This is a genomic window from Nostoc sp. DSM 114167 (genome assembly GCF_052692655.1).
In genome coordinates this window covers 3,160,249-3,172,880 of the sequence record NZ_CP195116.1, presented here as the reverse complement: position 1 = coordinate 3,172,880, position 12,632 = coordinate 3,160,249, and the positions used below count along the sequence as shown (strand labels likewise).

At 40.8% G+C, this 12,632-nt stretch carries 12 protein-coding genes and 2 riboswitches; of the genes, 6 read left to right on the top strand and 6 right to left on the bottom strand.

All coding sequences use genetic code 11. The features are described from left to right. Positions 1-444: 444 nt before the first annotated feature. The 3 genes from NSTC731_RS13505 to NSTC731_RS13495 are packed head-to-tail and all read left to right on the top strand — an operon-like array spanning position 445 to position 1,156. Positions 445-648: a high light inducible protein gene (locus NSTC731_RS13505; protein WP_445631253.1), complete on the top strand. Its 204-nt coding sequence runs from the start codon at positions 445-447 to the stop codon at positions 646-648. 41 nt (positions 649-689) lie between these two features. Continuing rightward, positions 690-902 carry a high light inducible protein gene (locus NSTC731_RS13500; RefSeq protein WP_445631252.1) on the top strand — a complete coding sequence of 71 codons (213 nt, stop codon included), beginning with the start codon at positions 690-692 and terminating at the stop codon, positions 900-902. 41 nt (positions 903-943) lie between these two features. Next, positions 944-1,156 (top strand): high light inducible protein, encoded by a 213-nt coding sequence (locus tag NSTC731_RS13495; RefSeq protein WP_445631251.1) that lies wholly within the window; start codon positions 944-946, stop codon positions 1,154-1,156. A 465-nt stretch (positions 1,157-1,621) separates the two neighbouring features. On the opposite strand, the gene NSTC731_RS13490 is transcribed toward NSTC731_RS13495, so the two are convergent. The 4 genes from NSTC731_RS13490 to ntrB form a co-directional block, all read right to left on the bottom strand. Beyond that, a complete protein-coding gene (locus tag NSTC731_RS13490; RefSeq protein WP_445632083.1) occupies positions 1,622-2,242 on the bottom strand; it encodes a universal stress protein in 621 nt (206 codons plus the stop codon). 259 nt (positions 2,243-2,501) lie between these two features. Next, a riboswitch (cyclic di-AMP (ydaO/yuaA leader) is annotated at positions 2,502-2,718 on the bottom strand. Positions 2,719-2,734: 16 nt separating this feature from the next. After that, entirely contained in the window at positions 2,735-3,571 is an 837-nt protein-coding gene (locus NSTC731_RS13485; RefSeq protein WP_445632082.1) for an ABC transporter ATP-binding protein, read from the bottom strand. 50 nt (positions 3,572-3,621) lie between these two features. Beyond that, a complete protein-coding gene (locus tag NSTC731_RS13480; protein WP_445631250.1) occupies positions 3,622-5,064 on the bottom strand; it encodes an ABC transporter substrate-binding protein in 1,443 nt (480 codons plus the stop codon). A gap of 87 nt (positions 5,065-5,151) precedes the next feature. Next, positions 5,152-6,003 (bottom strand): nitrate ABC transporter permease, encoded by an 852-nt coding sequence (ntrB, locus tag NSTC731_RS13475; protein WP_445631249.1) that lies wholly within the window; start codon positions 6,001-6,003, stop codon positions 5,152-5,154. Positions 6,004-6,101: 98 nt separating this feature from the next. Further along, positions 6,102-6,338, bottom strand: a riboswitch (cyclic di-AMP (ydaO/yuaA leader). Positions 6,339-6,753: 415 nt separating this feature from the next. Here ntrB and NSTC731_RS13470 point away from each other — a divergent pair. Beyond that, positions 6,754-7,944: a sensor histidine kinase gene (locus NSTC731_RS13470; RefSeq protein ID WP_445631248.1), complete on the top strand. Its 1,191-nt coding sequence runs from the start codon at positions 6,754-6,756 to the stop codon at positions 7,942-7,944. An 89-nt stretch (positions 7,945-8,033) separates the two neighbouring features. Here the strand turns inward: NSTC731_RS13470 and NSTC731_RS13465 are convergent, their stop codons facing one another. Then, complete coding sequence (locus NSTC731_RS13465) at positions 8,034-9,344, bottom strand: aminopeptidase P N-terminal domain-containing protein (protein WP_445632081.1); 1,311 nt, start codon at positions 9,342-9,344, stop codon at positions 8,034-8,036. A 304-nt stretch (positions 9,345-9,648) separates the two neighbouring features. Here NSTC731_RS13465 and NSTC731_RS13460 point away from each other — a divergent pair, with 304 nt between their 5' ends. Next, positions 9,649-10,116 (top strand): NUDIX hydrolase, encoded by a 468-nt coding sequence (locus tag NSTC731_RS13460; RefSeq protein WP_445631247.1) that lies wholly within the window; start codon positions 9,649-9,651, stop codon positions 10,114-10,116. 399 nt (positions 10,117-10,515) lie between these two features. Next, complete coding sequence (locus NSTC731_RS13455) at positions 10,516-11,757, top strand: FG-GAP repeat domain-containing protein (RefSeq protein WP_445631246.1); 1,242 nt, start codon at positions 10,516-10,518, stop codon at positions 11,755-11,757. A 105-nt stretch (positions 11,758-11,862) separates the two neighbouring features. Here NSTC731_RS13455 and NSTC731_RS13450 read toward each other — a convergent pair whose 3' ends face one another. Beyond that, entirely contained in the window at positions 11,863-12,630 is a 768-nt protein-coding gene (locus NSTC731_RS13450) for an MBL fold metallo-hydrolase (RefSeq protein WP_445631245.1), read from the bottom strand. Between the last annotated feature and the right edge of the window lie 2 nt (positions 12,631-12,632).

The window sequence follows — 12,632 nt, the reverse complement described above, 5'->3', positions numbered from 1 at the left end:
CTATTTTCAAAATAGTTTACTTTTAAAGAGTTTAGATTTATTTAAATATCTATTTCTATCACCCTCTCTAGGTGGATTTATTTATAATAATACGTTTGAGCATCGGTCAGCAGAAGTGCTTGTCTTTTATGCCTATAGACAGAAAGCATTCTAGTTATTAATAGCTACATTAAAGTTAACAAACGAATTGTTGAGGCAAGGAAATGGCAACTCCTTTTTCTAAAAATTTGCCAATAATATCAACATAATATAATAGTTGCGATCGCAATGATTTTCTGTTTGATTAGACTCCTCAAGCCTAAATTTTAAACAGTCGTTTTGCAATGATTGGCTTTCTTGCCTATTTAATTTGGGATTTAGTTGGCTATAGAGTGAGTTTTGTACTTGATTGGTTACGAGAGCATTTAAAGAATAAAAACCAACTTGATTAGGAAGGAAAAAACAATGAAAACTCGTTCCTCTACTGATTTACCAGTTGTTGCACCGGAATACAACGGCATAGACCGGAATGCATTTTTGTTTGGTTGGACTCCTCAAGCAGAAATTTGGAATGGTCGCTTGGCGGCTATTGGCTTTGTTGCCTATTTGCTTTGGGATTTAGCTGGTTATAGCGTCTTGCGTGACGTTTTACATCTGATTGGCTACTAGAAACTAAACACCTAAAAACCTATTAGATATTGGAGAAAAAAATGGCAACTCAAGAAACTCGTCCTTCTACTGATTTACCAGTTGTTGCACCGGAATACAACGGCATAGACCGGAATGCATTTTTGTTTGGTTGGACTCCTCAAGCAGAAATTTGGAATGGTCGCTTGGCGGCTATTGGCTTTGTTGCCTATTTGCTTTGGGATTTAGCTGGTTATAGCGTCTTGCGTGACGTTTTACATCTGATTGGCTACTAGAAACTAAACACCTAAAAACCTATTAGATATTGGAGAAAAAAATGGCAACTCAAGAAACTCGTCCTTCTACTGATTTACCAGTTGTTGCACCGGAATACAACGGCATAGACCGGAATGCATTTTTGTTTGGCTGGACTCCTCAAGCAGAAATTTGGAATGGTCGTTTGGCAGCAATTGGCTTTCTAGCCTATTTGCTTTGGGATTTGGCTGGTTATAGTGTCCTGCGCGACGTTTTACATCTGATTAGCTACTAGTAGTTCGCCAAGCGAACGCAAGCGGGGTAAAGGGGAAGGGGGAAGGAGGAAAGGGTTTAAATCCCTTACCCTTTACCCTTTTCCCTTTCCCCAGCACTCACCCAGCATTTTTGGGTTGCCAGACTGCTAGTCGTCTGCCACAAACATTATCACAGGTTAAGATATGTTTGTAGTAAGCACTTAAGTGCTTATAGCGCTTCCCATTCAGAGACGGTACAAGATTGCACCAATTTGGCAAATTTACCAAGATTGTTAATTCGTAGGTTGGGTTTTGTTCTTCAACCCAACCTACAGGTTTTTATTTTTTAGCCTTAGCAGTATTGCATTGGCTTCTATAAATGCTTGCCAGTTTTCCACATACTACTTATGGAAGTTTATTTATTGAGTAGCAAAAAAGTCACTTACAACTAGGTGACTTTTCTATGATCAAAATTTGACAAAAATTACTGAAATTTTAAAGAGTGATTATTCATCAATACTACTGGGAATACCCAAAACAGCACAGGGAAAATTAGAACCTAGAGCTTCAATCATTGGATGATTGACAGAGTTACAACCTAGAAACAGAATATCAGCCGCTTCTGATTCAACAACTTTGCTAAGTTCTGTAGAAATGCAGCCAAACCGCAAATGAGATTTGAAAGAACCCTGCCATTCTTCAGCCAAACTCCGGGCTTGCCAGAGAATTATATCTGCTTGTTGTAGAGGAGCGATCGCTGTCTGTAATTTAGGTTGAGTCAATACCTGTGTGACAGACTTTGATACTTCACTAACTTCACATTCTAATGAAGATTGTTGTTGGGGAAAACTCAAGATATTTGGATACTGATTGCTTTGATTATTTTCCACTACATAAACGGCTTGAACTGTAACTTCTGTATTGGTGGCCAAACGTGTTTGATGGGCAATCCAAAAGGCAATATCTAATGCCGTATGACTGTTGGGAGATGCATCATAAGCAACAATTAGATTAATTGCTTTCGCCTTTTGAGGTTTTTTAGAAAAAGGTTTGTTTGGTTGTGGCAACAGTACCATTTGTTCAATTAAGTCATCTCGGCCTGTGGCACTTTGCAGACGTGCTAACATTGGCTTAATTTGCACAGCTTTACTTCTCCTAATGAAATGAATTAGCAATGAGAAGCAGGGCGACCAATTTTATATTTTGAATTTCGGCTAGGCTCAGTCCTTCCCTGCGGGACGCTACGCGTAGCCTTGCTTCCCCGGAGGGGTACGACTTCGCTCAGGAACCATCGAAGGATTTTAGATTGAGTGACGATAACCAAAATTTCAAATCTTAAATTAGTCAAGGAAACCCCAATAATAACTGTATTACAGCCAAGGTCTTGGGGGTTCCTTCCATTGCCTACGGAGTTAGCTGACGGGCTAAGACTGGAAGGTGTCTCTCTCTTAAGAGTGCTGAGTGCTGAGTGCTGAGTTAATATTAATAATTATTAACTTCTGACTCTTAACTCCTCATTTTCTATGAGATACGCCCCACACACAATATGGTTCCTCCGTTCCAAATGCAGCTTTCATGGATTTGAATTAGGCTACCCGCTAAAAAAATGATAATCTAATTTACTCGTCTTGGGCAAAATATCGATCGAGGAAATTTAAGGCGTGGTTGCGGAGTTCAAAATACTCTTTTGAGTTTCGCATAGCGGCGCGATCGCGTGGATGCTCAAAAGGAACTTCTAAAATCTCCCCGATATTAGCAGCTGGCCCATTGGTCATCAAAACGAGGCGATCGGACATATAAATTGCTTCCTCTACATCGTGGGTAATCATCATCACTGCTTGACGATTATTTTCCCAAATATCCAATACCTGCCGCTGTAATTTCCCACGAGTTAGTGCATCTAGTGCCCCAAAAGGTTCATCCATCAGCAACATTTTGGGACGAATAGCTAAGGCTCTGGCAATACCTACTCTTTGTTTCATACCTCCAGAAATTTCATCAGGATATTTGTCAGCCGCCGCCGTCAAGTTTACCATTGCCAAGTGTTCATTTACAATGCTAATTTTCTCGGCACGATTAGCATTTTTTAGCACTTCATCTACGGCTAAACGGACATTTTCTCGCACTGTTAACCAAGGTAACAGCGAATAGTTCTGAAATACCATCATCCTTTCGGCTCCTGGCTCACGAATTTCTTTTCCATCTAGCCTGACTGAACCGGAAGTTGCTTTTTCTAAACCAGCTACTATCTTTATGAGAGTTGATTTCCCACAACCTGAGTGACCAATTACAGAAATAAATTCATCTTCATCAATCGTTAAATTGACTTTATCTAAAACGACAAAGTTATCTTTATCAGGTGTCGGATAAGACTTGACTAAATTTTCAATTTCTAAAAATCCAGCGCGGGGTATAACTTCGGTCTGGGTATTAATAGGTAATGAGGTATATTCCATCATCAAAGGCTCCGGAAATAATTTAGTCAATCAATATTTGAACTTGGGAATTAAGACATGAAAAAACGAGTGGGAGCGTTAGCCCTGATGGCAAAACTATTCAGATAACCCACCGGATCGCTGGGGTCGAAGCCTTTCTTATCTATAAATACCTCTGGTGGTTCGACCTTGTAATCATCCTTGGGACATTGAATGCCCATTTCCGATGCTATCTCCCGATATAAATCTGCTCTCCAGCCAAGTTCTGCTAGTTTCTCGGCATTTTTGGGGAATTGCTTGATTTGTCCCCACCGCGCTGCTTGTGTCATCAACCAGATACTTCTCGATCTCCATAAGAATGTGGAGTGTTCTCCTGGCTGTTTTGGAAGGTTGTCAGGAATATCGAAGAAAATCGTGGTGTCAGCGGCTTCGATGGTGCGGTCTTTGCCGTCAAAGCCGCCATAGTTATAGTTGCCGAGAATTCCCGGACTTGTAAATTTTGCGATAGGGGCATCTTTCTTTTTGGGTCTTGCACCTGTAAAGGAACGTTCTGTAAGCAGTTCGGCTACTTCTTGACGGTTTTCTACTTTGCTGCAATATTGGCAAGCTTCAATCATTGCCTTGACTAGAGAACGATAGGTTTTGGGATATTTGTCAATGAAAGATTCCATCACGCCCAACAAACGATCTGGGTGTCCCAACCAGACTTCTTTACCTTGTGCAAAGGTAAAGCCGATGTTTTCGTTACCTGTTATTGCTCGTGTATTCCAAGGTTCTGCAACCATGTAAGCTTGCATGGCACCAATCCGCACGTTTGTTACCATTTGGGGTGGCGGAACGATGATGATCCGAAACTCCTTAAGCGGATCGACACCAGCAGCAGCGGATAGGTAGCGGACAAAGTATTCATAAATAGCCGAACTCAGCACTACTGCCCAAACTTTTCCTTCTGGCGGTTGCTTGTCAAAGTAGCCTCGAAAATCGCGCCCAAAGGCTTCTAGCGCGCCATCACCATATTGTTCTTGGTATTCGTACCACGGACGCAGCCCAAAATCCCACATGGCTTTGTCCATTGTCATGGCATTACCGTGGCGATGGATGGTCATGGCTGCACACAAGGGAGCGTGGCGTGCGCCTTCAGCACCAATTCTGGCGTTGGTGACGGCACCAGATACCACGGGCGAAGCATCCAGGCGACCAAAAATTACACCGTCGCGGGAGGTGGCCCAACTGGCTTCGCGGTTGAGTGTAACGTTCAAACCATATTTGCGGAAGAAGCCTTTTTTCCAGGCGATCGCAAATGGCGCACAATCATTAACGGGAACGTAACCAACTGTAAGATCGGGTTTTTCTAGGTCGCTGCTTTTAACTACTGGTTGCACAGCTAAGGCTTCTTCGGTCAATCCTTTGGCCGATCTATCTCCTGAAATGCCACAGGAAGACAGCGTCATTCCCGCCGTTGTTGCTCCTATTCCCTTGATAAAATCTCGTCGAGTCCAGTTAATATCACCCATTCTTGTAGCTCCATTGGTGATTAATTGCTCACGCTTCAGGCGCAGAGTCTCGTTAAATCTTGCTGTTTTGATAGCAGGCTAATTTTGTTAGTTGGAAGTTTTAGGACGATGGGTTACTAATCCTTGGATTATGCCCACGGCATAATCCAGAATTAACCCAGTTACACCAATTACCAACACAGCTAAAAAGACTGAACTCAGGTTTAAGCGACTCCATTCATCCCAGACAAAGAAGCCGATACCAATACCGCCTGTGAGCATTTCCACAGCGACGATTACTAGCCAAGCTATGCCTAAACTAATTCGTAAACCTGTAAAAATATACGGCAAGCTTGCAGGCCAAATTATTTTTGTAATCCGTCGCCAACGGGGCATTTCGATGACTCGTGCTACATCTAAATAATCTTGGGGAACGCTAGAAACTCCTAAGGCGGTATTAATAATTGTTGGCCATAAAGAGGTAATAAAGATGACAAAAATGGCTGAAGGATCTGCTAAATTGAAAATTGCTAAGGCGATGGGTAGCCAAGCTAGGGGCGATACAGGTTTAAAAATTTGCACGATCGGATTGAGCGCTAGCATTGCCGATTTGGACATGCCAATTAGAAACCCCAGAGGAATCGCTACTACCGCACCCAACAAAAAGCCTATTAATACCCGGCGCAGACTTGCTATTAACAACCAACCAATTCCTAAGTTGCCTGGACCTCGCTCATAGAAGGGATTTAAAATGTAGTCGAGATTAGCGATTAAAGCTTCTGGTGGGGTGGGCATCAATTCATGGTTGGCAAGTGCAACAATCCACCACAACACAATTATTCCCAAGAAACCCAATATAGGTATAAAGAAAACATCCCTAACAATAACAGGTTTTGTTTTTTTCCAAGCAGCTTGTCCAGCGATCGCGGCGATCGCAGCCAAATTTAGTTGAAATATCATTTACGACCTCAACAGATTTAAGTGCAGGTACAAAAAATCCGAGCAGTACCAGCCTTGGACACCGATGAGATCGGAACATCATAAATAATGCCGTCTCTTCAGTCTCCTCTCAATGCCTACGAAGTTAGCTGACGGGCTAGGGCTGAGAGATGCCCTTCACAAGAAAGTTATGAGTTATGAGTTATAAGTTATGAGTTACAAATTTAAGTATTTAGTAAACTAACTTCTAACTCCTTACTTCCAACTCCTCACTTTCTATGAGATACGCCCCACAATTTGGTTCCTCCGCTCCAGCGTTATGCACTGTGACACGCCGAATTAGGCTGACTTACTCTAATGGATACTAAATTATGCACAATATAACATCGATCCTCAGTAAAAGCCATCTATCTTATGAAAAATATTGTTTATTTTAATACTTAGATCAAGTATTACTAACTAGTCTTTAGTATTAAATACTACTAAAATTTCTAGTTGTGTTGTGAGTGAACTCCTTGCACAGCCAGCTAAACAATATATTCAAGTCCAGTATCAAGAATATTACGTGCTTAATTAATATTTTTTAATAGAAAACAAAGATACTGATAAAATTTTATATACGGCTACTTAATTAGCAAATAAAATAACATATATAATCTATTCCTTTTGATAGGTGAACTAAATTGTTAAATTTGGTAAAAATCCACTGCACTCGCTAAACTAATTGGATATGGAAGTTTACTCATCTATCTTTTAGCTGAATTTAACATAATGGATTTTAGTCAAGTACTGGCTGAGAAAACGGATAGCATCGTCGATAAATGGATTTTAGCGGTTCGCAAGGATAGACGGATTGAAAGTGCTGACGATCTATCTTATACAGCGGTAAAGGATCACGTCCCTGATGTTTTGAAAGCTATGGTGACAGTGCTTTCAAAATTTCAGGATAATGATATTCAGTCAATAGTTACTGCCAGTTTTCAGCATGGAGCTATTCGTGCCGAACAAGGCTTTGATCCAGCAGAAATCGCTAGAGAATATCATCTGCTGCGAACAATAATACTTGATGCTCTACAAGCAGATTTATTGGAGGGAACACCTGTAGAGATAATTCGTTCTATGCGTTTGATTGACGCTATCCTAGACGAAGCGATCGCTCGATGTTTCAAGAGTTATGTTGAGGAACGCTTGCGGGAATTACAGCAGTTGCAAGCATCACTAAGGCTCCATAATGAGGAACTAACGCGGTTAATTACCGCCAATCAAGAGTATCTTTCTCAACTAGCCCACGAATTAAAACATCCTCTAACTTCTATTATTGGTTATTCGGATCTGTTTTTACGCCAACAACGACGAAAGGCTGATATAAAAGACAACTATACTAATTTAGAACATATTGAGCGGGTACTACGCAATGGTAGACAGTTACTCCATTTAATCAATGATGTACTAGAACTTTCCCGCTATGAGGCAGGACAGATAAAAATCCAATTAGCGCCTACCGATGTGCGGGAATTAATCGATAATATCTGTCAAATGTTGGAACCTTTAGCTGCGGGAAAAAATTTACAAATTGTAGTCGATTGCGATCGCATCCCTGAAAAATTAATCACAGATTCTTTTCAGTTGCAACAAATTGTTACAAATCTTCTTAGTAATGCGATTCGTTATACAGAGTCGGGGACTATTATCATCATGTGTCAGGTGTTGGAGAAGCAGAGATGGGCGATCGCCGTTTCTGACACTGGAATTGGCATTGCACCCGAAAACCAAGGCCAAATATTTGAACCCTACTTTCGCGTCAGTTCTAGCGATCGCCCCTATCTTCCTGATAGTACAGGATTGGGATTAGCGATCGTCTCACGTTTAGTAAAACTATTGCAAGGTCAAATTAACCTAGCCTCCCAGGTAGGCGTTGGCTCTACTTTCACCGCGATTTTTCCTTTAGAAGTGGAGCTTTAAAAATATTGGGCGACTGGAAATCGCAGCTATACAAGCAAAGTCCACCTGCGTGGATTAATACAACGTGAATTCGATGAACTCCCCATTTTTTATCTTTCGATTTCATCTATTTCTTTAGGAACCCCCGCAGTTAACACCTCATGTCCCCCAGGTGTAACTAACACATCATCCTCAATCCGAATACCAATCCCAACCCATCGAGGCTCAGTCTGTGGCTGGTCTTCTGCTAGTTTGGTATCTGGCACAATATATAATCCTGGTTCCACTGTCAAAATTTGACCTGGTTGTAAAATCTGTGGTTTGTCTTCACCATGCTGATAAACACCGACATCATGAACATCCAAACCTAACCAATGACTGGTGCGATGCATATAATATGGTTTATATTTCTCTTCTTCAATTAACTTATCAATTTCACCTTTGAGGATGCCAAGTTCGACTAAACCTTCTGTGAGAACGCGCACTGCTGTATCGTGAACTAACTTGAAAGGATTACCTGGTTGGACTTGAGCGATCGCTTGTTTTTGCGCCTCCAAAACAATCTCATACAATGTCTTTTGTTCTGGCGTAAACTTACCTCCAACCGGAAATGTCCGGGTAATATCCGAGTTGTAATAACCGTAAGCACAACCGGCATCAATTAGCAGTAATTCTCCATCCTGCATTTGACGATTATTTTCAATGTAATGGAGTACGCAAGCATTGACACCAGATGCCACAATCGAAGGATAAGCAGGTCCCATTCCACCCCGGACTCGAAAGATGCGTTCCATCTCCGCTTGGATTTCGTACTCATAACGTCCCGGCGCGGCGATTTCTTGGGCGTAATTGTGTGCTTCGGTGGCGATCGCAGCTGCTTGACGCATCAATTCCAACTCAGCTTCGCTTTTGAGCAATCTCATGCTGTTGAGAACAGGGCCAGTATCTTCAATAGCGATCGGCCCAGTACCGCGCTTCGGATAAGTCCGCAGTAAACTTTGATAATGTTTCAGGATTTGATCGTTAAAATTGCGATCGCGTCCTAAGTGATAGTAAATCCGGCTGGCTTTTTCTAAATACTGCGGTAACTTTTCATCTAATTCTTTAATGGGATACGCTTCATCAGCACCATAAATTTCCTTGGCTGCATCTACCCCACAAAGATAACCAGTCCATACTTCTTTTTCGCGATCCTTCGGTTGGACAAACAGCACAAACCGATGTTCTGCATGATGCGGCGCTAACACTGCTACTGCTTGTGGTTCATTGAAACCAGTCAAGTAAAAAAAATCACTATCTTGACGATAAACATACTCGACATCGTTGTGCATCACTGCCATTGGCGCACTGCAAAAAATGGCTGTACCATCACCAATTTTTGCCATTAATTGCTCGCGACGCTGCCGATATTCTGCTTGCATAGTTGATGTACTTTTAAAAAGTATTGTAGTATTTGACACTTTAACAACTATAATATGCACTGCTTATGCCTCTTAATAGTTGCTAATCTAAGTTATTCTAACCAATATTTGTTTCCACTCAAGTCATAAATTCTTGGAGAAGAATCAATTATCTCGAAAGACTCAGTTTTCCTACTTTTTAAACAATTCGGAAATCTTGTTGTTATCAAAAGATTTAGGATATTCATGAAGTTAAATAAGTTTTAAACGTTTATTTTATACAAATTTTGGTATTTAATACATCTAACAACATACAGTAAAAAATATGTCTACTCAACCCTTAATAAAAAAAGCGAGCGCTTACGTAACCAACCAAGATGAATTAATGGTGTTTACACATACTGATTTTCCTGAAGCTGGTGTACAAGTACCTGCTGGTACAGTTGAAGAAAATGAAGAGCCATCTGAAGCTGTACTGCGGGAAATTTATGAAGAATTCGGTGTAAAGGGAGTTAGTATTATTGAGTTATTGGGTATTTCTCAATACAATATGACTCCCTATCGGGATGAAATTCAAGAACGTTATGTTTATCATCTTGAATTAACTCAGTCTACACCATCTACTTGGCGGCATTGGGAAATACATCCAAGTACCAGCAAAAACCCTATAGCCTTTGATTTTTATTGGGTTAAATTAGATAGCTCAAATTTAGGTATAGCAGGTGGTCAAGGTTATTTTTTATCTAAGCTTGTTCACAAAATAAAAAACAGTCATGATTCAGCTATTACTTAAAAAAGTGCTAAGAAAACAAAGGTAAGATTATACAAAATATATTAGGAATAATGTAGCGATCGCTTCTCTCTTAATTAAGCCTATCTAATTATAGATCAAATTCGTAGATAGATTTTTTATACAACCTTCAAATGTCAAAGAAAGTAGATAAAACAATTATTTTTATATATAAATAATCATATATTAATTACAAAATATATTTTGCAAATGCTTATATAGAACTTGAAAATTTTAGAATAATAGTTTAAAACAAACAAAGATTTATCTTCAAAGAGTGACATTAATAAATAAAAAATAGTTATAAAAAAAGTTTGAAAACCAGGTAAATGTTATTTCGTTACAGAAAGAGATTGGCAAAAAAAGTTAAAAAAATATGACAGCCAATAATAAAAATTCACCATGCCTGTAAATCAAAATTCCTCACCCTTAGCTTTGAATACATCTCGATTAGCATCAGAGTCTTTTGCAAAATCAGAAATCTTGACAACTTCTCTTAAGAGTTTAAATTATGATTTAGGGTTTGGAAATAAGAGTTCTTCGCTAGCACTAGAAAGTCAACCAGTGACTGTGCCTGTTAAAACGTCAGCAAATCCCAATCCTAATCCTTACTTAACTAGTGCGGCAATTACTCCTGACTTTAACGGTGATGGCAAAACGGACAAAGTTTGGGTCAACTCTTCAACAGGTGAGATTATCATTCGGTTGATGGATGGCACAAAAGTTATCGAACAGGGTTCTTTGGGTCAATTTGACCTATCCGCCTATGATTACAAAATTGCTGACTTCAATGCTGATGGCAAAACCGATTTCTTATTACGCAATAAGACAACCGGTGAGAATAGCGTTGTCCTGATGGATGGTACTAAAGTTGGTAGTGCGGCTGCTCTAAGTAGCGTCGATCCAGCTTGGACTCCTCAGATTGGCGATTTCAATGGCGATCGCAAAACCGATATCTTCTGGCATAATACCACAACTGGCGAGAATGCTATTTGGGAGATGGATGGCACTACAGTTCTGAATGCAACTGTTTTAGACACTACAGACGCAGCGTATACTCCTACCATTGTTGATTTCGACGGCAATGGTAAGAGTGACATCTTCTGGCGCAATCAGACAACTGGCGATAACGTCGCTTGGTTTATGGATGGTACGCAAAAGACTGACTTTGCTCTACAATCACAAGATGCCGCCTGGACTCCTAGCCTTGGTGATTTCAATGGTGACTTTAAGACAGACATTCTGTGGAGAAACGCTCAAACTGGTGAGAACAAGGTTTGGACGATGAATGGCATTTTAGTCACAGAAGGTGCTTTAAAGACACTTGACCCAGCCTGGACTTCCAAAATTGGCGATTTCAACGGTGATGGCAAGACTGATATCTTCTGGCACAATGGAACCACAGGTGAGAATACTGCTTGGTTGATGGATGGCACAACAGTTGCAACTGAAGCTTTCTTACCAGCTAATAACGCAGCCTTGACACCATCACTTGGCGATTTCAACGGCGATGGCAAGACTGATATCTACTGGCGCGATCAGACAGCAGGTACAGACACCATTTGGACTATAAATGAAACGACAGCAGTTGATAATCCCATCAGCGACGCAGATAAGCTGACCGGAGAGTGGTATACGTTCTAAAATCAGAATTCAGAATTCTGAATTGAGGAGATGGAGGCAGGAGTGATTATTTTCCCCCTGCTTCCTCTGCTTCTTTCCTAGTCGCCAATCCCCAGTCCCCTTTATTCAAAATTTGTAACTTAAAACTTGAATCTCGCTATTCTCCGGCAAATCTTTAGGGCTAATAGAAATACTATCTGCACTGCTACGCCGCACTTTCATACCTTGCATCAAGGTCAGAAAATTATCTAGTGGTGAAAGATCGCATTTAGCAGCATCAGCAGCCTGTGTCCGGTAATGAGTCGGAATCACTAACTTGGGATTTAATACTTGAACAGCCTGCTTTGCTTCTTCAGCATTGTAGGCTTTTGCACTGCCTCCCACTGGAATAAATGCCACATCGGGACGCCCCATCAGGATTTTTTGCTCAATAGAAATGGGTGCAGCAGCCCCGCCTAAGTGTAGGATATTAATTCCGCCTTGCTTCCAACTCCAAGCAGTATTTGAGCCAAACTGCTTACCACCTTTGCGATCGTGGTCTATGGCAATTCCTTGGAATTTAATGCCTTTAAACTCATAAACTCCTGGTTCATAGATGAGTTTTGCATTTCCCGGTAATACATCCACAGCACCTTCATCTAGCAGTTGACTGCTAATCAAAACCAAATCTGCTGCAACTTTTGGTGGACGATATTTAGCAGTGCAACCGATTGACCGAAATGGATTGACGAGAACTTTCGCACCACCACCAGTAAAAAGAAAGCAAGTATGACCCAACCACTGAACTGATAAACCGCTAGATTGTGCGTCAGCTTGGGATTCAGAACCTAAGTTAGTAACCAAAACTGTTACCAACCCCGCCCCAGCATAGCCCATCAACTGTCGTCGTTTCATTA